At 66.7% G+C, this 18,615-nt stretch carries 15 protein-coding genes, 1 tRNA gene and 1 pseudogene; 7 read left to right on the plus strand and 10 right to left on the minus strand.

Features of this window, described 5'->3' with window-relative positions:
• Positions 1-57: 57 nt before the first annotated feature.
• Both SCH01S_RS03185 and SCH01S_RS03190 read right to left on the minus strand, forming a co-directional pair.
• Positions 58-3,246, minus strand: coding sequence for a VPS10 domain-containing protein (locus tag SCH01S_RS03185; protein ID WP_046347338.1), 3,189 nt, complete (start codon positions 3,244-3,246; stop codon positions 58-60).
• A 562-nt stretch (positions 3,247-3,808) separates the two neighbouring features.
• Positions 3,809-6,085: an ATP-dependent helicase gene (locus SCH01S_RS03190; RefSeq protein WP_046347339.1), complete on the minus strand. Its 2,277-nt coding sequence runs from the start codon at positions 6,083-6,085 to the stop codon at positions 3,809-3,811.
• A gap of 80 nt (positions 6,086-6,165) precedes the next feature.
• Here SCH01S_RS03190 and SCH01S_RS03195 point away from each other — a divergent pair, with 80 nt between their 5' ends.
• Positions 6,166-6,408: a DUF6582 domain-containing protein gene (locus SCH01S_RS03195; protein WP_046347340.1), complete on the plus strand. Its 243-nt coding sequence runs from the start codon at positions 6,166-6,168 to the stop codon at positions 6,406-6,408.
• Here SCH01S_RS03195 and SCH01S_RS03200 read toward each other — a convergent pair.
• The 3 genes and pseudogenes from SCH01S_RS03200 to SCH01S_RS17460 form a co-directional block, all read right to left on the minus strand.
• Positions 6,405-7,316 (minus strand): DMT family transporter, encoded by a 912-nt coding sequence (locus tag SCH01S_RS03200; RefSeq protein WP_052733761.1) that lies wholly within the window; start codon positions 7,314-7,316, stop codon positions 6,405-6,407. The genes SCH01S_RS03195 and SCH01S_RS03200 overlap by 4 nt on opposite strands.
• A gap of 50 nt (positions 7,317-7,366) precedes the next feature.
• Complete coding sequence (gene rsmD / locus SCH01S_RS17455) at positions 7,367-7,888, minus strand: 16S rRNA (guanine(966)-N(2))-methyltransferase RsmD (RefSeq protein ID WP_169746350.1); 522 nt, start codon at positions 7,886-7,888, stop codon at positions 7,367-7,369.
• 141 nt (positions 7,889-8,029) lie between these two features.
• A pseudogene (locus tag SCH01S_RS17460) lies at positions 8,030-8,863 on the minus strand (pseudouridine synthase); the annotation flags it as partial.
• 34 nt (positions 8,864-8,897) lie between these two features.
• Between SCH01S_RS17460 and SCH01S_RS03210 the strand changes: the two are divergent.
• Positions 8,898-9,338, plus strand: a complete 441-nt coding sequence (locus SCH01S_RS03210; RefSeq protein WP_046347342.1) for a response regulator — start codon at positions 8,898-8,900, stop codon at positions 9,336-9,338.
• Between the two features lie 174 nt (positions 9,339-9,512).
• On the opposite strand, the gene SCH01S_RS03215 is transcribed toward SCH01S_RS03210, so the two are convergent.
• Both SCH01S_RS03215 and SCH01S_RS03220 read right to left on the minus strand, forming a co-directional pair.
• Positions 9,513-10,640 carry an aromatic ring-hydroxylating oxygenase subunit alpha gene (locus SCH01S_RS03215; protein ID WP_046347343.1) on the minus strand — a complete coding sequence of 376 codons (1,128 nt, stop codon included), beginning with the start codon at positions 10,638-10,640 and terminating at the stop codon, positions 9,513-9,515.
• A 31-nt stretch (positions 10,641-10,671) separates the two neighbouring features.
• Positions 10,672-11,499, minus strand: a complete 828-nt coding sequence (locus tag SCH01S_RS03220; RefSeq protein WP_046347344.1) for an SIR2 family protein — start codon at positions 11,497-11,499, stop codon at positions 10,672-10,674.
• An 85-nt stretch (positions 11,500-11,584) separates the two neighbouring features.
• On the opposite strand from SCH01S_RS03220, the gene SCH01S_RS03225 reads away from it, so the two are divergent.
• Positions 11,585-11,669, plus strand: a tRNA-Leu gene (locus SCH01S_RS03225).
• Here SCH01S_RS03225 and SCH01S_RS03230 read toward each other — a convergent pair.
• Entirely contained in the window at positions 11,670-13,439 is a 1,770-nt protein-coding gene (locus SCH01S_RS03230) for a cation:proton antiporter domain-containing protein (protein WP_157032781.1), read from the minus strand.
• Positions 13,440-13,762: 323 nt separating this feature from the next.
• Between SCH01S_RS03230 and SCH01S_RS03235 the strand changes: the two genes are divergently transcribed.
• Positions 13,763-14,971: an FAD-dependent oxidoreductase gene (locus SCH01S_RS03235; protein WP_439645798.1), complete on the plus strand. Its 1,209-nt coding sequence runs from the start codon at positions 13,763-13,765 to the stop codon at positions 14,969-14,971.
• 90 nt (positions 14,972-15,061) lie between these two features.
• On the opposite strand, the gene SCH01S_RS03240 is transcribed toward SCH01S_RS03235, so the two are convergent.
• Complete coding sequence (locus SCH01S_RS03240; protein WP_046347347.1) at positions 15,062-16,282, minus strand: NADP-dependent isocitrate dehydrogenase; 1,221 nt, start codon at positions 16,280-16,282, stop codon at positions 15,062-15,064.
• Between the two features lie 89 nt (positions 16,283-16,371).
• Here SCH01S_RS03240 and SCH01S_RS03245 point away from each other — a divergent pair, with 89 nt between their 5' ends.
• The 3 genes from SCH01S_RS03245 to SCH01S_RS03255 all read left to right on the plus strand — a co-directional run bounded on the left by SCH01S_RS03245 (position 16,372) and on the right by SCH01S_RS03255 (position 18,353).
• On the plus strand, positions 16,372-16,668 hold the full coding sequence (locus SCH01S_RS03245) for a YciI-like protein (RefSeq protein ID WP_046347348.1): 297 nt from the start codon (positions 16,372-16,374) through the stop codon (positions 16,666-16,668).
• A gap of 159 nt (positions 16,669-16,827) precedes the next feature.
• Entirely contained in the window at positions 16,828-17,562 is a 735-nt protein-coding gene (locus SCH01S_RS03250) for a phosphatidylserine decarboxylase (protein WP_046347349.1), read from the plus strand.
• Entirely contained in the window at positions 17,559-18,353 is a 795-nt protein-coding gene (locus SCH01S_RS03255; RefSeq protein ID WP_046347350.1) for a CDP-alcohol phosphatidyltransferase family protein, read from the plus strand. Before SCH01S_RS03250 ends, SCH01S_RS03255 begins: the two co-directional genes overlap by 4 nt.
• On the opposite strand, the gene SCH01S_RS03260 is transcribed toward SCH01S_RS03255, so the two are convergent.
• Complete coding sequence (locus SCH01S_RS03260) at positions 18,289-18,513, minus strand: hypothetical protein (protein WP_046347351.1); 225 nt, start codon at positions 18,511-18,513, stop codon at positions 18,289-18,291. The genes SCH01S_RS03255 and SCH01S_RS03260 overlap by 65 nt on opposite strands.
• Between the last annotated feature and the right edge of the window lie 102 nt (positions 18,514-18,615).

Raw genomic sequence — 18,615 nt, forward strand, 5'->3', positions numbered from 1 at the left:
AAGCGGGAGAGGGGCTGATGGCAGGAACGGGTCGAAAGCGCCGTCTATATAGGCGGGTTAGTTGGACGGCGCGCTGGCGAGGAAGGCCGGGATTGCCTTTTGCTCGAGCGCGTCGGCCTTCTGCTTGGCGCTGGCGAGCTGCTGCTCGATCTCGGCGCGCATCTGCACGGCCTGGTCGGTCGGCGGCAGGTCCGCGCCGCCCTCGGTCAGCCAGCCGAGATTGGCGAGGTTGCCGTAGATCCGGGTCGGCACGCGGAACGCGTCCTCGATCTTACCGGTGAGCTGCAGCGGGAAGTAGAGCGATTCCACGTCCTTCAGCTGCGCATCCAGCTTGTCGCCGGCAGCGATCTGCTTCGCGTAAGCCCGATCGCTGCCGTGCTGCTCGCGCAGGTCGCTGATCTGCTTGCGGACCTGCTCGATGCGGTTGATCACAGCGGCCGCGCTATCGAGGTCAGCGACGACGCCCAGCAGGAAGTCGGTATTGGCCTTGATCGTCGCATCGGAGCCGATGCTCTTCGGATCGCGCAGCACGCTGAGCGGCTGCGTCGCGACCTGGCCGTCGGCGTCGATCTTGACCGTATAGTCGCCGGTCGCGACCACCGGGCCATCGGCATAGCGGCGCCAGTGGACCAGCGGACGCCAGCCGTCCTTGCCGACCGTCACCCACGGCTCGCCCGGAGGGCTGTTGAGCAGCTTGACGGTGGTCGGCGCATCGTGGCGCAGATCCCACCATTGGCGGTTCACGCCGGCCTTCCCCGGACCGGTGAGCTGACGCACGACCTTGCCGTCCTTGTCGAGGACCGTGATCTTCACGCTCCGCGCGGGCGCCTTCAGGTAATAGTTCAGCGGCACGCCCGGCGGGGGATTGTCACCCACCGCCTTGTTGTACGTGTCCATCGCGTGCGTGTTGTTCATCGCGCGGTAGCGATAGGTGTCGCGCGGCTTGAAGAAAGTGACGGGCGCGCTGCTTGCCTTCGCCTTGTCGAATTCCTGGATCGGCTTCAGGTCGTCGAGGATCCAGAAACCGCGGCCATAGGTCGCCACCACCAGGTCGTTATAGCGCTTCTGAACAGTCAGCCAGTAGATGGGTGCGGGCGGCATATTGTTGCGCAGCAGCGACCAGTGGTCGCCATCGTCCCAGGTCACGTAGATGAAATTGTCGGTGCCCAGATAGAGCAGGCCCGGCCGGGTCGGATCTTCCGCGAGCGTGTGGGCGCTGCTGTTGACCGACTTCGGAATGCCGCCGGAAATGAGCTTCCAGGTCTTTCCGAAATCGGCGGTCTTGTAGACATAAGCGTTATAGTCGCCGGTCGACTGCTGCATGTTGTTGACGATGTAGGCAGTGCCGGCGTCGAATTTCGACGGCTCGATGCTCCAGATGATGCCGAGCGGCGGCATGCCGGTGATGTTCTTGGTGACGTTTTCCCAGGTCTTGCCGCCGTCGCGCGTGATGCTGACCGTGCCGTCGGTGGCGCCGGTCCAGATCAGGCCTGCCTGCACCGGCGATTCCGCGATCGAGTAGAGGGCCGAGCCCTCGAACACCATCAGGTTGTCGGCGTGCATGCCGCCGGAATCGAGCTGGTGCGTCTTGTCGTTGCCGGTCAGATCCGGGCTGATCACCTGCCAGGACTGACCGCCGTTCTGCGTCATGTGGACATTCTGGCTGCCGACATAGACCTTCTCGTTGTCGTGCGGAGAGATCGCGATCGGCATCGACCAGTGGAAGCGCTGCTTCACGTCCTTGGGCGCCCAGCCGTAGGCGGCCGACGGCCAGGGCGACACCCAGCGCATCTGCCCGCTGCGCAGGTCCATCCGCGTCAGGTCGCCATTATAGCAGCCGGACCAGACGATGTTGTTGTCCTTCCAGTCGGGAATGGAGAAGCCCGGTTCGCAGCCGCCGATCTGGGTCCAGTCCGCCGCGGTGATCTTGCCCCCGGACGGGGCGCCGCCTCGGCCGGCATAGATATTGTTGCTGGGCCCGCGGAAGGTGGGCTCGTCCTGGCGGTTGCCGTAGACGTTGTAGGGGATCTGGTCGTCGGTGAAGGCGTGATACATCTGCGCCACCGGAAGGGCGAAGGTCTCGTAAGACTTCCGGTTGTTGACGCTGACGGTCAGGCCGTGATCGTGGGCGATCATCACGCGGGCTGGGTTCAGCGGATCGTACCAGACGTCGTGCACGTCGCCGGGCAGATCCTCGGCCTCTTCGATCGTGGTGCCGCCGTCATGCGAATAGACGACGCGCACCGCCGCGACATAGATGAAATTCTCGTCGTCCGGCGCCACCGCAAAGCGCGTGTAATAGGACGAGCGTTCCGACAGCACGTGCTGTTGGTTGACGACGCGCCAGGTCTTGCCGGCATCGTCGGAGCGATAGAAGCGGGGCGTGTCTTCCTGGATCAGCGCGTAGACGCGGTTCGGATCGGTCGGCGCGACCTGCACCGCCACCTTGCCGATCACCTTGTCCGCGGCGGGCAGGCCGTGGCCGGCCACCTTGCTCCAGCTCTTGCCGCCATCGTGCGTCACATAGACGCCGCTGCCCTTGCCGCCGCTGTTCAGGTTCCAGGTCTTGATATCGACCTGCCACATGCCGGCGAAGACCGTGTTCGGATCCTTGGGGTCCATCGACAGCTCGGAGCAGCCGGTATTCTCGTCGACGAACAGCGACCGCGTCCAGGTCTTGCCGCCGTCGGTGGTCTTGTAGATGCCGCGCTCCTGCTGCGGGCGATAGGCCTGGCCGAGCGCGCAGACATAGACGATGTTGGAGTCCTTGGGATCGATCAGGATGCGGCCGACATGGCCGGTCAGCTCCAGGCCCATATGGGTCCAGGTCTCGCCGCCGTCGGTCGATTTGTAGACGCCGTTGCCCATCGAATAATCGGGGCGCACGATCCAGGTCTCGCCGGTTCCGGCCCACACCACCTTGTGATCCGACGGCGCCACCGTGAGCGCGCCGATCGCGGAGACGTCCTTGTCGTCGAACACCGGCTTCCAGTTGATGCCGGCATCGCTGGTCTTCCAGATGCCGCCATCGGCGGCGCCGGCGTAGATGACCTGCGAATTGCCGGGCTCGCCGGTGACCGCCGCGATGCGGTTCCCGCCCGGCCCGATCATCCGGTAGTGAAGCTGCGCGAGCGGATTGGAGGGATCGTCGGGCACATCCGCCTGGGCCGCCGAGGCGCCGACCAGCGCGAAACTTGCGAACGCCAGCAGGCTTGCACCGACGCGAACACGGGACCGAAATGTCATGCCTATCCCCCCTCTTGGCCTGCGGCAGCAGGTGCGACCTATATCGCCATGATCTGGAACGATCTTTGGTTGGGTTATCCGTATCAGGCCGCGCAAAAGAGGTGCGTGGTTTTTTTAGGGAAAATGGAGAAGACTATTCGGTTAGGCGGTCCATTTGCGGCGGGTTATTCGGATTCGGCGCAGTGAAGTCGAATCGCGGCCGGTTCGGGTGAAGGGGGCGCCGATGCTCAGGGGAAGCTGCCGGGCTTGGTTCGAAACCGGCGTCGCAAGGCGGCTTCGGCAGAGCTCTTCGCGACTAGGGATGGTGGGGAATAGTCCCAAATTAGCCACTAACGTCCGCTTCGGGTGGAAAGCGGATGTTCAGCCCCTCTCCCCTTGCGGGAGAGGGAGGGGCCCGCGCCCGCAGAGCGGGCGTGGGAGGGTGAGGGGGAAACGCCGAAGTCCGAGTTTCCCCCTCACCCCGCTCGCGCTGCAGCGCGAGTCGCCCTCTCCCGCAAGGGGAGAGGGGCTGAGATCCGCGATAGGTCGAAGCCGCGGTCCCTCCGTCTTTCAAGAGGAGCGCTCACCCCGCGCTCACGAAGCTGTCCATCACGCGCTTGCGCCCGGCCTGCTCGAAGTCGATCTCCAGCTTGTTGCCTTCGATTTCGGCGATCGTGCCGTAGCCGAATTTCTGGTGGAAGACGCGCTGGCCGAGGGCCAGGTCCGACCGACCCTTGTTGCCGAGGCTGACGGCGCTGGCGCGGGCTTCGACGACGCGGGAGGGGGTGGTCTGGTAGCCGCCGACGGACGCAGCGCGCTGCCAGCCGGGGCCGCGGCCGGTGCCTCTGGCGACGTTGGCGAACGGGTCGGCGCGTTCGGACCAGTTGGCACGCCAGAGGCTTTCGCCGCCGGTCATGCTGGTTTCCTCCTCGATATGCGCCTTGGGCAATTCGCCTACGAAGCGGGAGGGGATGGAGCTGGTCCACTGACCGTAGATGCGGCGGTTGGCGGCGTGGAGGATGTATGCCCGTTTCCGCGCGCGGGTGATCGCGACATAGGCGAGGCGGCGTTCCTCTTCGAGGCTGGCATTGCCGCCTTCGTCCAGGGAGCGCTGCGACGGGAACACGCCTTCTTCCCAGCCGGCGAGGAACACGGTGTCGAACTCCAGGCCCTTGGCGGCGTGGATCGTCATGATCGTCACCTGCTCGCCGCCGGCGCGCTCGTCATTGTCCATGACGAGGCTGACATGCTCGAGGAACGCGCCGAGGGTTTCATATTCCTCCATCGCGCGGACGAGTTCGTTCAGGTTTTCGAGCCGCCCAGCAGCGTCGGCCGAGCGGTCGGCCTGCCACATCGCCGTGTAGCCGCTTTCGTCGAGGAGCTGCCGGGCAAGCTCCGGATGCGGAAGCTGGCCGGCCATGTCGCGCCAGCGGGCGATGTCACCGATCAGGTTGCCGAGCGCGCGGCGCGCCTGGGGCGTCAACTCGTCCGTGTCGAGGATGCGGGCGGCCGCGAGCGTCAGCGGGATGCCCTGCGCGCGGGCGAGAGCGTGGACCTTCGCCAGCGCCTTGTCGCCCAGGCCGCGCTTCGGCGTGTTGACGATGCGTTCGAAGGCGAGGTCGTCGGCTGGCTGGTTGACCACGCGCAGATAGGCGAGCGCGTCGCGGATTTCCTGCCGCTCGTAGAAGCGGAAGCCGCCGACGATGCGGTAGTTGAGGCCGATCGCGATGAACCGGTCCTCGAACTCGCGGGTCTGGAACTGGGCGCGGACCAGGATCGCGCAATCGTCGAGGCTGCCGCCGCGCCGCTGGTGATCCTCGATCAGCTCGCCGACACGGCGCGCTTCTTCCGGGCCGTCCCAGACGCCGAGCACGCGGACCTTCTCGCCTTCGCCCTGCTCGGTCCAGAGCGTCTTGCCGAGCCGGCCTGAATTCTCCGCGATCAGGCCGGAGGCGGCGCCGAGAATGTGCGGGGTGGAGCGGTAATTCTGTTCCAGCCGGATGATAACGGCGCCGGGGAAATCCTTCTCGAACCTAAGAATGTTCGCGACTTCGGCGCCGCGCCAGGAGTAGATCGACTGGTCGTCGTCGCCGACGCAGCAGATGTTCTTGCGCTGCTGCGCGAGCAGGCGGAGCCAGAGATATTGGCTGGCGTTCGTGTCCTGATATTCGTCGACCAGGATGTATTTGAAGCGGCTCTGATACTGCTCCAGCACGTCGCGGCGGGTCTTCAGGATAACCAGCATGTGGAGCAGCAGGTCGCCGAAATCGCAGGCGTTCACGGCCTTCAGCCGCGCCTGATATTGCGCGTAGAGATCGGCGCCGCGGCCGTTGGCGAACAGCTCGGACTCGCCGGCGTCCACGTCTGACGGTGTCCAGCCGCGGTTCTTCCATTTGTCGATCAGGCCGGCGAGCTGGCGGGCGGGCCAGCGCTTCTCGTCGAGATCGGAGGCGGCGATGATCTGCTTCAGCAGCCGGAGCTGGTCGTCGGTGTCGAGGATCGTGAAGTTCGATTGCAGCCCGACCAGCTCGGCATGGCGGCGGAGCATCTTGGCGGCGATCGAGTGGAAGGTGCCGAGCCACGGCATGCCCTCGACCGCGTCGCCGACCATGCGGCCGATCCGATCCCGCATCTCCCGCGCCGCCTTGTTGGTGAAGGTGACGGCGAGGATTTCCGACGGCCAGGCGCGGCGGGTGTAGATCAGGTGCGCGAGGCGCGCGGTCAGCGCCGCCGTCTTGCCGGTGCCGGCGCCGGCGAGGACGAGCACAGGGCCCTCCGCGGTGAGCACGGCTTCGCGCTGCGGCGGGTTCAGGCCGCGCAGATAGGGCGGGTCGTCAGGGGAAGGGGCGGGGAGACTCACTTGCGAACAGGTAGGGAACGGGGTCGAAAGGGGCAACTGTCGGCGGCGCCCATTCGTTCGGGACACGAAGGAGACTGCCCATGTCCGAACTCGACGCGAAGGAACGCAACGATCTGTCGAGCAAGCAATTCGCGTTTCCCAAGGAGCGCAAGGAGCCGCTGGAGGACGCGAGCCATGTCCGCAACGCGATCGCGCGCTTCGATCAGGTGAAAGGCGTCAGCGACGACGAGCGCGACGAGGCCTGGAAGCGGATCAAGGCGGCGGCGAAAAAGTTCGGCGTTGAGGTCAGCGAGAAGAGCTGGCGCGAGCTGGGCAAGAGCTAGGCGGGCTTCGGCGCAAGGCGGCGAAAGGGCCTGCCGTCGATCGCGGCGAGGCCCAACGCGATCAGGGTCATGCCGGCATAATGGCGCGGCTCCAGCGCTTCGCCGAGCACGAGCGCGCCCAATAGGATCGCAGTAACTGGAATCAGGAACGTGACCAGCAGCGCGTTGGTCGCGCCGGCGCTGGCGAGCAGGCGGAAATAGAGCCAATAGGCGAAGCTGGTGCAAATGAGGGCGAAGCCGGCGATCGCGGCCCAGGTGACGGGGCTGGGCGGCGCGATCGTCCAGGGGCGTTCGAGGGCGAGGCTGAACGGCAGCAGCAGCAGGCTGGCGCCAATCAGCTGGCCGGTCGCGACCGTCAGCGGCGGGATGCCGAGCGGACGGAAGCGGCGGGCATAGACGGCGGCGAAGGCATAGCTGAGCGTCGCGGCCAGGCACATCAAGATCGCGATTGCTTCGCCGCCCCGATGCGCGCCGGTGCCGATCATCACCGCGACGCCGCCGAAGCCGAGCAGCACGCCGGCGATCTTGGCCGGGGTCGCACGCTCGTCGCGGGTGAACAGGTGCGCGACCAGCACGCCCCAGAGCGGCGTCGTCGCGTTCAGGATCGAGGCGAGGCCGCTCGCGATGCGGAGCTGTGCAAAGGCGTAGAGGACGAAGGGCAGGGCGTTGTTGAGCAGGCCTAGGATCATGAACATGCCCCAGATGCGGGCGCTGGTCGGCAGCGGCTCGCGGCGGAGATGGCCGAGGATCACCAGCGGCACCGCGCCCAACGCGACGCGCAGCAGCATGATCGTGATCGGCGGCAGCTCCTTCAGCGCGACCGCGAGGAAGAAGAAGGATCCGCCCCACAGTACCGAGAGGACCAGCAGGATGGCCCAGTCGCGTCCGTTCATGCCGTCATTCTGCATGGCCGCGCCTTGGCACGCGCGGCGACGCTGCGCCATCCCGCCGCTTGCGGTCAAAGCTTGCGGAGCAGCGTCAGCTTGGCCTTGCCATGGGTGCGCACCGCGTCCGCCTCGAAACCGGGCACGTCCACGTCCTCGTTGAACGCGGTTTCGATGCTGGCCCAGGCGCCGGGTTCGAGAGTCAGGCGCGGCAGGATTTTCTGGCCGAGGCTCGATCCATAGGGCGGGTCGAGGAACACCACGTCGAACGGGCCCCCGGCGAAGCCTTCGGCGGCCTGTGCGCGGACGTCGGCACCCTCGGCGCCGAGCTTGGCAATGTTGGCCTTGAGGACCGTTACCGCCTCACGGTCGCGCTCGACGAAGGTGCAGCTGCGGGCGCCGCGCGACAGCGCCTCCAGCCCGAGCGCGCCGGTGCCGGCGAAGATATCGGCGACGCGCAAGTCATCAAAGCTGCCGAGGCGGGATGTGAGCATCGAGAACAGCGCCTCGCGCGTGCGGTCGGCGGTGGGGCGGGTGCCTGCGCCGGGCGGAGCGGCGAGGGTGCGCCCGCGCCAGCGGCCGGCGATGATTCTCATTTCTTCTTCGCTCCTCCCCGGAACGGGGAGGGGGACCGCGCGCCTTTGGCGCGCGGTGGTGGGGCCGAAGAAGTTGGACGCGCTCCGGCCCCTCCACCACGCCGCTTCGCGTCGCGGTCCCCCTCCCCCGTTCCGGGGAGGAGCTGATTTCAGCGTATTCCGGAACACCACCAGGTCGTGCTGCCGCACTTCGTCGACCGCGCCGGCGGGGAGGTCGCCGAGGGCGAACGGGCCGTAGGCGGTGCGGATCAGGCGGGAGACGCGCAGGCCGAGATGCTCCAGCACGCGGCGGACTTCGCGGTTCTTGCCTTCGGCGAGGGTCAACTCGATCCAGACATTGGCGCCGGTGCGGCGTTCGAGATTGGCGTCGATCGAGCCGTAGCGGATGCCGTCGATCTCGATGCCGTCGATCAGGTCCTCCAGCTGCGCCTGCGTGACATTGCCATAGGCACGGGCGCGGTAGGTGCGGGGAACCCCGGTGCTCGGCAATTCGAGAGAGCGCTTCAGCTCGCCATCGGTCGTGAGCAACAGCAGCCCCTCGGTGTTGAGGTCGAGCCGGCCGACCGGCATCAGGCGCGGCAGGTCTTTCGGCAGGCGGTCGTAGATGGTCGGGCGCCCTTTCGGGTCGCGTTCGGTGGTCAGCAGGCCGGCGGGCTTGTGGTAGCGGAACAGGCGGGCGGGGGCAGGCGGGCGGACCGGCTTTTCGTCGACGGTGACGCCGTGGAGCGATTCGACCAGCGTCGCCGGGGTCTCGACAACGGCGCCGTCGATGGCGATTCGCCGATCCGCGATCATCCGTTCGATTTCCCGCCGCGAAGCGACGCCGGCGCGCGCAAGCAGCTTGGCGATCCGTTGTGCTTCCCGTGACTTAGCGTGCGGCGCGGGCACTTCATCGCTCCCAAAATCTTTTCGCTGGCCAGGCGCAAAAACCGTGCGGCATGCGTTATGGTTCATGGGCCGGACGAGCGCGAACAGGGCGCGCTCATGGCGGAGGAAAATCAGGGCGGCAATGGTGTTCGGGAAAAGGGCCAGAAAGATCCAGCGGATCCTGATCGTCGAGGACGAGCCGCTCATCGCGTTCGACACCGAGCATGTGCTGACCGAAGCCGGTTATGACGTGGTCGGCACCGTCGACAGCGTCGAGGCGGCGCTGGAGGTGATCGCGTCCAAGAAGCTGGACCTGGCGCTGGTCGACCTGGGACTGACCGACGGCGGCAATGGCGTCGAGGTGGCGGCGGCGGCACGCCGCGCTGGGCTGCACGTGCTGTTCGTCACCGGCCGCTGCCCGAAGGGCGCGGAGTCGCTCGGCATCGGCTGCCTGGAAAAGCCGTTCACGCCAAAGGACCTGCGCGGCGCGATCGAGGCGATCGAAACGCTGCTCTCGCGCGGCAGCGTGAAAAAGGCGCCATCCGGGCTGCGGCTCTACGCGGACAACGCATCGGCGGCGTAAAGTCCTCCCATCGGCGTAGCCGAGGGGAGGGGGACCGCTCGCGCAAGCGAGTGGTGGAGGGGCCGCACCGCGGGCCTCGAGCCGGGGGAGGACCGCTGACCCTCCGCTTCGCTCCGGCCCCTCCACCGCGCTTCGCGCGGTCCCCTTCCCCGAGCAAGCTCGGGGAGGACTTTGCTAAAGCCGCATTTCCACCTGGTCGTGGAAGGCGCGGATGCCGGTTTCGAGCGTGCCGAGCGTCAGATGGTCGATCGCGCCGGTCGAAAGGCCCTGCTGCCCCAGCGCGGCGGCGCGGAAGTCCTCGCCGCCGAACACGCCCTGATCGAGCAGCTGCCAGCTGCGCTGCCAGTGCGACAGCGCCTTGTCCGTCGTCGGCGCCTCGGGAATGAGCATGAAATCCTCGACCAGCGTGCGGTCGACCGCCTGCGGCATCAGCACCATCAGGTTCACATAATCGGGGCTGACGATCAGGATGCCGCCCGGAAAGATCTGATAGGCGTAGGTGACGGCAGAGCGCAGCGCGGCCCAGTCCTTGCGGTCGAGCTCGGCAAGCTGCGCGGCACGCCCGACGGCGGAGCGCTGGTGCGGACCGACCCGGTCGCCGGCCGTCACGCCGTCCTGGAACATCGGGCCGATCGTCCCGGCATGCAGCCGCTGCACATGATAGCTTTCGGAAAAGGCGTCGACGATCAGTTTCCAGTTCGCCTTCACGTCATGGGTGTGACGCGCAAACAGATGCTGACCAACGAGATTGAACGCGTCGAAGTCATGGCCCAGCGCTTCGGCCGCATCGAAATCCGCCGCCGCGTCGAAGGCAAACCAGATCAGGCCGTCGGCTTCGAGGCTCGGCAGCTCCTTCAGGCCATGCGTGCTCTTGTCGAGCCCGGGGAAGGTATCGGGCCGGGGCAGGCCCGACAGCCGGCCGTCGAGCGTGTAGGACCAGGCGTGGTAGGGGCAGATCAGCCGCGGGGCGCAGACCGGATCGCCGCCTTCCACCAAGCGGGTTCCGCGATGCTGGCAGACGTTCAGGAACACGTGTGCCTTGCCCGCCTTGTCGCGCGTGACGAGCAAGGGCTTGCCGAAGCCGTCGTGCGGCACGGCCATGTTCGGCTCCGGCAGCAGCGCAGAGGGGGCGATCACGTTCGGCATGCCCATGAACAGCGCGGCCCATTCGCGATCGTGGCGTGCGGGATCGGTATAGGCCGACGCGGGCACCGCGGTGATCGTCTCACCGCGCTTGACCGAGCCGTCGGCGAGGCTGTCGGCGAGCGCGAGCTGGCCGGGCGTGGGCGTGAGCGCGTTCATGGGCGGAGTGTGCGCCGAAGCGGGGCGGCGCTCAAGAGGCTCCGACATCCTTCACGAGCTGGTCCAGGAAGCTGACCAGCGCCTTTTCCGGATCGCGTTCCTGACTGCCCAGCACCGTGATCCCCCATTGGCCGAGCACGGCTTCGCGCACCGGATCGGGCCGGGCGGCGAAGACGAAGGACGGCGGCCGGTCCTTGATCCGCCCTGTCGTCGCCCAGGTGCGCCAGAGCTTGTGGAGCAGGAGACGGATGTTCAGGTCCGACATCGAATAGCCGATGAAGAGGATCGTGCGGCCGAGCGCGTCGGCGCGGAACTTCACGTCCAGCGGCGAATCGAAATTGAGGCGGTCGAAATAGTCGGTTTCGGCCAGCACCAGCGAACTGTCAGCTTCGAAATCCCCATGGAACTTGACGATCTGCGGGCGGCCATCCTCTGCCCGGGCAAGGTCCCGCGCGTTGACGATCTTCACGAAGGGGCGGTCGGCAAGCGTGTACGCGACCTCCAGATTGTTGTCGTAATTGGTCGTATAGAGGATCGGGAAGTCGAGGCGGACGATCAGGTCGTGAAGCCGCGATTTCGCGACCTTTGCTTCGGACACGCTCCAGGTACGGTCCATCCAGCTGCGGAGCGCCCCGATGCTGCCTTGCTGCAGCCGGTAATATTCGGCGAGCATCTGGTAATCGGCATCGCTGTCCTCCTCCGAAAGGTGCAGCTCTGCCCGCATGTGATCGACCAGCTGCGACCAGGAGGGCAGGCCGACCGCCATCGAAAGGCCGGCGCCGGCGAACAGCAGGCAGCGGCGCGCGCGGATTGCTTCGACCAACTCGGCATAGCCGCGGCCCAGGCGAGGTTCTTCCATGGCCGTAACAAACGGCAGGGCGAGCCGGGCGTTCCGCAGCCGGTTGCGGGGCGGCGCGCTCTCCGCTAGGCGATCGCGACCGCGCGCGGGCGTGGCGAAATTGGTAGACGCACGGCACTCAAAATGCCGCGGCTTCGGTCATGTCGGTTCGAGTCCGACCGCCCGCACCATCATCCTCCCTGGGACTTCAGGTCGCTGAGGCGGGTGCGCAGCAGGCGCGGGTTGCGATCGAGATCGCTGGCTTCCTTGATCTCGCGGCGAAGCTCGTCGCGTTTTTCGTGGATCGAGGCGATCACCGGGCCCATCGCGACGCCCAGATCGACCAGCACGGCCTCCGACAGCTGGAGCGAGCTTTCGAGCGTTTCGGGGACCGCATCGGTTGCGCCGGCGCGGTAGAGCTCGGCGGCGTGGTCGATGTCGCGGGCACGGGCGACGATGGTAAGATCAGGCACCCAGCCGCGCACCCGGCGCGTGAGGTTCACGCTCAGCACCGGATCGTCCATCGTCAGGATCAGCGCGTCGGCATGGCCGAGCCGCAGCCGGTCGATCACGTCGGCGCGCGAGGCATCGCCGAACAGAATCTTGTAGCCCTCGCCGCGGGCAGCAGCGACGGCGTCGATATCCGAGTCAATCGCAACGAACGGCTTGTCGTGCGCTGCCAGCATGTCGGCGACCATGCGGCCGACGCGGCCGAAGCCGATGATCACGGTGCCGGGCTTGACCGCCTCGACCGGCTCGTCGGGCCCGATCTCCAGCCGCCGGCCAAGGTCGCGGCCGATCCGGGCGAGCAGCGGCGTCAGCGTCAGGCCGAGCGCCGTCACCATCTGCCAGAAGCCGGCGGTCGAGGCCTGGATCAGCCCCGCCTGGGCGGCCGCGCCGAGAACGATCAGCGTCGTTTCCGAAGGGGAGGCCATCAGCAGGCCGGTCTGGATCGACGCGCCGCGCGCGGACCCGGCGAGGCGGAGAAGCACGGCGGTCACCGCCGTCTTGACCAGCATCACGCCGACGATCGCCATCAGCAGCGACGACCAATTGGCGACGACGGCGCCCAGATCGATGCTCATGCCGACGGTGATCAGGAACACGCCCAGCGCGAGGCCGCGGAACGGGGCGGTGATCGATTCGACCTCGCCACGATATTCGGTCTCGGCGATGCTGAGGCCCGCGATCAGCGCGCCGACGATCGGCGACAGCCCGACCGCGCTGGTCGCAAGGCTGGCGGCGATGACGGCGAGCAGGCTGGCGGCCAGGAACAGCTCCGGATTCTTCGCGCGCGCGGCCTGGGCGAAGAGGCGCGGCAGCAGGAAACGGCCGGCGATCAGCAGCGCAGCGACGACCGCGATGCCGGCGCCCGCCGTCGTGCCGAGATTGGCGAGGGCGGAGTCGCCACCGGCACCGACCGCGCCGAGCAGGAAAATGATCGGCACCAGCGCAAGGTCTTCGAACAGCAGCATCGCAAAGGCCGGGCGGCCGACCGGGCCTTGCGTGCCCGTCATCGGCAGCACGAGCGCGGTCGACGACAGGGCGAGCGCCAGACCAAGGCCGAAGGCGCCGGTCCAGGGTTGCCCGAGGGCCAGCAGGGCAAGGCCGATCAGCAGGCCGGATACGGCCAGCTCCGCCGCGCCCACGCCGAACACCAGCGCGCGCATGTCCCACAATCGTCGGAGCGACAGCTCCAGCCCGATCGCGAACAGCAGCAGGATGATGCCGAGCTCCGCGAACGGCTCGATCGCGTGGCTGTCGGTGATCGTCAGGTAATAGAGCCAGCGATGATCGGGCACGAGGCGGCCGAGCCCGAACGGGCCGACCAGCGCGCCCACCAGGATGAAGCCGATCACCGGGCTGACCCGAAAACGCGCAAAGGCCGGGATGACGATTCCGGCCGCGCCAAGGATCACAAGCGCGTCCGAGAAGCCGGTTGAGTTGAGTGCGAATGCCACTTTAGGGTGTATACTCATATCTGGCGTCGACGTGACGAGCCGTATTTTGGCCTGTGGGTAGGAGCGAGGAGGGATCGATGTGCAAACATCGTGACCGACGAGCGACGCCCTCCACAGGCCAAAAGACGCCTCGCCCCGGAGGGGTCGTCTGGAGAGGCGCGCTGGCCGCGTCGCTTGCTTGCGCGTAGCTTCGGCTACGCGTCCGCGCTGCGCTCCTCGCCAGCGCGCCTCTCCAGGCGATCACGCTCGATGCCAGATATGAGTATACACCCTGGTCTCTTAAGCGGCAGGCGCGGCGCTTGTCAGCCGAAAGGAGCATGGCCGTGCATGATCTTGTGATCGCGGGCGGCGGGCCGGCGGGAATGATGGCCGGGCTGCTGTTTGCGCGGGCCGGCGTGAACACGCTAGTGCTGGAGAAGCACGCCGATTTCCTGCGCGATTTCCGCGGCGATACCGTCCACCCGTCGACGATGGAGCTGATGGATGAGCTGCGCTTGCTCGACGCGTTCCTTCAGCGGCCGCATGACGAAGTGCAGACGCTGACCGCGCGAGTGGCGAACCGGCGGATCACCATCGCGGACACGCGGCATCTGCCCGTGAAGTGCCCCTTCATCGCGTTGATGCCGCAATGGGATTTCCTCGACTTTCTGGCGGACGAGGCGCGCAAATATCCGACCTTTGCGCTGCGGATGGAGGCGGAGGCGACGGACCTGCTGTTCGACGGCGACCGGGTTGCGGGCGTGCGGCTGGCGAGCGGGGAGGAGGTTCGCGCCAGGTTGACCATCGCCGCGGACGGTCGCCGCTCCGTGCTGCGCGACAAGGCCGGCCTGCCGAAGCGCGATTTGGGCGCGCCGATCGACGTGCTGTGGTTCCGGCTGCCGAAAGGGCGGAGCAGCCAGAACATGACCGGCGGCACGTTCGGCAAGGGGACGCTGGTCGTGCAGCTCGATCGCGGCGATTATTGGCAGTGCGCCTATGTCGTCGCGAAAGGCGGGGCGGAGGCGCTGAAGGCGCGGGGGATCGAGGCGTTCCGGCGCGGGGTCGGCGAGGCGGCGCCGGAACTGGCCGACGTCGTCGGCACGCTGACCGACTGGGACCAGGTGAAATTGCTGTCGGTGTCGCTCGACCGGCTGGAGCAATGGAGCCGGCCCGGGCTGCTCGCGATCGGCGATGCCGCGCACGCGATGTCGCCGGTTGGCGGCGTCGGCATCAATCTCGCGATCCAAGACGCGGTGGCGGCCGCGAACATTCTCGCCGCCCCGATGGCGCGCGGCGAGCCGGTCGACGCGTTGCTGCCCAAGGTGCAGGAGCGACGGATTATGCCGGTGCGGGTCACGCAAGCGGCGCAGAAGGCCGTGCACGAGCGGCTGCTGAAACCGCTGATCGAGAGCAAGGCGATGGTCGACGAAGTGCCGTTCGTGTTGCGGCTGTTCGACTGGTTCCCGCTGCTGCGCCGGATCCCCGCGCGGCTGGTCGGCCTCGGCATCCGGCGAGAGCATGTGCGCTCGCCGGATGCGTTCAAACCGGAATAGATAGTCCGTTCGCTTCGAGCGAAGTCGAGAAGCACCTGGCTCGGCGCTCTCGTTTCTCGACTTCGCTCGAAACGAACGGGAAGGGCTGTCTTAGCTCCAGCTCCCCATCGCTTTTTCGAGGTTCGCGCGGATCGCCTCGAAGAATTGCTCGGTGGTCATCCAGGGCTGGTCGGGGCCGATCAGGATGGCGAGGTCCTTGGTCATCTGGCCGCTTTCGACCGTCTGGATGCAGACGCGCTCCAGCGTCTCGGCGAAGCGGACCACGTCCGGCGTGTCGTCGAAGCGGCCGCGGTATTTCAGACCGCCGGTCCAGGCGAAGATCGAAGCGATCGGGTTGGTCGAGGTCGCCTTGCCCTGCTCGTGCATGCGGAAGTGGCGGGTGACGGTGCCGTGCGCCGCCTCCGCCTCGACCGTCTTGCCGTCGGGCGAGAGCAGCACCGAGGTCATCAGGCCCAGCGAGCCGAAGCCCTGCGCGACCGAATCCGACTGCACGTCGCCATCGTAATTCTTGCAGGCCCAGACGAACTTGCCGCTCCATTTGAGCGCGGAGGCCACCATGTCGTCGATCAGGCGATGCTCATAGACGATGCCAAGTTTCTCGAACTGAGGCTTGAATTCATTCTCATAAACCTCAGCGAAGATATCCTTGAAGCGGCCGTCATAGGCCTTCAGGATCGTGTTCTTGGTCGAGAGGTACACCGGCCATTCGCGGAGCAAACCGTAGTTCAACGAGGCGCGGGCGAAATCGCGGATCGAATCGTCGAGATTGTACATGCCCATCGCGACGCCGGACGACGGGAATTGGAACACTTCCTCGTCGATCAGCGTGCCGTCGTCGCCTTCGAACACCAGGCGGAGCTTGCCGGGGCCAGGGACGCGGAAATCGGTCGCCTTGTACTGATCGCCGAACGCGTGGCGGCCGACGACGATCGGGTCGGTCCAGCCCGGCACCAGCCGCGGGACATTCTTGATGACGATCGGCTCGCGGAAGACGACGCCGCCCAGGATGTTGCGGATCGTGCCGTTCGGCGATTTCCACATCTTCTTGAGGTCGAATTCCTGCACGCGCGCTTCGTCCGGCGTAATGGTCGCGCACTTCACGCCGACGCCGTATTTCTTGATCGCGCGCGCGGATTCGACAGTGACGCGATCCTCGGTCTCGTCGCGCTTCTGGATGCCGAGGTCGTAATATTCGAGGTCGATGTCGAGATAGGGCAGGATCAGGCGCTCACGGATCCACGCCCAGATGATCCGCGTCATCTCATCGCCGTCGAGCTCGACGACGGGGGTTTTCACCTTGATCTTGGCCATTGCGTGTTCGTCCCAGGAAGATTTGATTTGGCGCTTTCCCTAGGCCAAGCGCCCGGACTGTCAACCGGAGCACCGACGGAGCAGCAGCGATGCCCCATTTCATCCTGACCTATGAGCTTGCGCCCGACTATCTGGAGCGGCGCAGTCAATTCCGCACCGAGCACCTGAAGCTCGCCTGGGAGGCGGCCGACCAAGGCGCGCTGCTGCTGGGCGGCGCTGTCGGCGATCCGCCCGAGTCGGCGATGCTGCTGTTCACGGACCGGGCGGCGGCGGAGGCGTTTGCGAAGGCCGACCCTTATGTCGCGCAGGGGCTGGTGAAGGAATGGCGCGTGCGGCCGTGGACCACCGTGGTCGGCAAAGAGGCCGCAACGCCGGTGCGACCCTAGCCTCAGTCCAAAACCGTTTGTTTCGAGCGAAGTCGAGAAATCGGCGGCCCCGGAGCTGTCGCTTCTCGACTTCGCTCGAAGCGAACGGAGTTGAGGGAGCAGGGAGCCGCCGAGCCTCTCGATCATTGTTTCGGGATTGGGTGCTGCTAAGGAAGCCGAATGGCATCGCTTGAAAAGCCGCCGGTCGCGACGACGAACGTCAAGTGGCGCTGGCCCTCCGTCCATCCGGATGGACGCAAATTCGTTCTGATTTCAGCCGTTATCACGCTGATCTTTGCCTGGTTCGCGTGGGAGACGCTGGCCTGGCCGATGGCGGCGGTGACGGTGTGGGTTGCCGCGTTCTTCCGCGATCCGATCCGCAGCGTTCCGCAAGGGGAGGGGCTGGTGATCGCGCCGGCCGACGGGTTGATCACGCTGATCCAGCAGGTCCTGCCGCCACCCGAACTGGCGGGCGAAGGGGGGCTGGGCGAGGCGCCGATGACGCGCGTGTCGATCTTCATGAGCGTGTTCGACGTGCACATCAATCGCGCGCCGATCGCGGGAACGATCCGCAAGATCGCCTATATCTCCGGCAAATTCCTGAACGCCGATCTCGACAAGGCGAGCGAGGATAACGAACGCCAGCATTTCCTGGTCGAGAGCCCTGAAGGCGTGCGGATCGGCTTCACCCAGATTGCCGGCCTGGTCGCGCGGCGGATCGTGCCGTTCGTGAAAGTGGGGGATATGGTCGGGCGCGGGCAGCGGATCGGGCTGATCCGCTTCGGCAGCCGCGTCGACGTATACCTGCCGGCTGGCACCAGCCCGCGCGTCGCGCTTGGCCAAAGGACGATGGCGGGCGAGACGGTGATCGCGAAGCTCGGCGAGCGCGACGCAGGCGTCGGCATCCCGCAATGATCCCCGATCGACCCCGGCGCGGCATTTCGCTGCGCGCCGTCGCTCCCAATGCGGTGACGGCGCTCGCGCTGTGCATGGGATTGTCGGGCATTCGCTTTGCGATCGGCGGGGAATGGGACCGGGCGCTGGCCTCGATCATCATCGCCGGCGTGCTGGACGGGCTCGACGGCCGCATCGCGCGGCTGCTGAAGGGCGAAAGCCGGTTCGGCGCGGAGCTCGATTCGCTCTCCGACGTGATCGCGTTCGGGGTGTCGCCGGCGATCATCCTCTATCTCTGGTCTCTGCAGGCGCTGCCCCGCTATGGCTGGCTGTTCGCGCTGGCGCAGGCCGTCTGTTGTGCGCTGAGGCTTGCCCGGTTCAACGCGCAGATCGACGCGACCGAGCAGCCCCATAAGTCCGCCGGCTTCCTGACCGGCGTGCCGGCGCCGGCCGGGGCCGGGCTGGCGCTGCTGCCGATTTACATATGGCTCTGGTCGGGCAACGACGTGTTGCGCCAAGTCTGGATCGTCGCGCCGTGGATGGCGCTGGTTGCGTTCCTGATGATTTCCAATGTGGCCACGTTCAGCTGGTCTTCGCTGCGGCTGCGGCGCACGATCCGGCTGGAAGCGATTGCCGGCGTCGCTCTTCTCGGCGGCGCGCTGATCACCGCGCCGTGGGAAACGCTGACCGTCGTGGCCGTGATCTATATCGCGCTGATCCCGTTCAGCATCCGTTCCTACGCGCGGGTCAAGCGGCGGCGCGCAACGGCTGCGCACGCCGCTGGGCCGGAGCTCTCCACGCGCGCACCCTGACACGGACCCGCGGCGCGGCCAGCGCGCGGGCTCCGGCGAGTTCTTCGCCGCCGAGAATCGCGATCACGCGATCCCATTCGCCGCGCAGCAGCCCGGCAACCAGAGCGGCTGCACCGATCGCTGCGAACGTGAAGAAAAGCGCGGAGAAAATCTGGGCCATCGAAACCTCCCTGAGGTCATGAACGCCAACCGTCCGTGACTCTGTTGGTTCCTATGTTCACGATATGTTCCGATGCTGTCAAGCTTGCAAATGACTCGGTTC

The organism is Sphingomonas changbaiensis NBRC 104936 (assembly GCF_000974765.1).
GTDB classification, from domain to species: Bacteria; Pseudomonadota; Alphaproteobacteria; order Sphingomonadales; family Sphingomonadaceae; genus Sphingomonas_B; species Sphingomonas_B changbaiensis.

Coding starts and splice junctions, on each gene's coding strand:
- SCH01S_RS03185 (WP_046347338.1), bottom strand. CDS start 3,246: ATGACATTTCGGTCCCGTGTTCGCGTCGGTGCAAGCCTGCTGGCGTTC.
- SCH01S_RS03195 (WP_046347340.1), top strand. CDS start 6,166: ATGTCCGAACTCGACGCGAAGGAACGCAACGATCTGTCGAGCAAGCAA.
- SCH01S_RS03200 (WP_052733761.1), bottom strand. CDS start 7,316: ATGCAGAATGACGGCATGAACGGACGCGACTGGGCCATCCTGCTGGTC.
- rsmD (WP_169746350.1), bottom strand. CDS start 7,888: ATGAGAATCATCGCCGGCCGCTGGCGCGGGCGCACCCTCGCCGCTCCG.
- SCH01S_RS03210 (WP_046347342.1), top strand. CDS start 8,898: ATGGTGTTCGGGAAAAGGGCCAGAAAGATCCAGCGGATCCTGATCGTC.
- SCH01S_RS03215 (WP_046347343.1), bottom strand. CDS start 10,640: ATGAACGCGCTCACGCCCACGCCCGGCCAGCTCGCGCTCGCCGACAGC.
- SCH01S_RS03220 (WP_046347344.1), bottom strand. CDS start 11,499: ATGGAAGAACCTCGCCTGGGCCGCGGCTATGCCGAGTTGGTCGAAGCA.
- SCH01S_RS03240 (WP_046347347.1), bottom strand. CDS start 16,282: ATGGCCAAGATCAAGGTGAAAACCCCCGTCGTCGAGCTCGACGGCGAT.
- SCH01S_RS03245 (WP_046347348.1), top strand. CDS start 16,372: ATGCCCCATTTCATCCTGACCTATGAGCTTGCGCCCGACTATCTGGAG.
- SCH01S_RS03250 (WP_046347349.1), top strand. CDS start 16,828: ATGGCATCGCTTGAAAAGCCGCCGGTCGCGACGACGAACGTCAAGTGG.
- SCH01S_RS03255 (WP_046347350.1), top strand. CDS start 17,559: ATGATCCCCGATCGACCCCGGCGCGGCATTTCGCTGCGCGCCGTCGCT.
- SCH01S_RS03260 (WP_046347351.1), bottom strand. CDS start 18,513: ATGGCCCAGATTTTCTCCGCGCTTTTCTTCACGTTCGCAGCGATCGGT.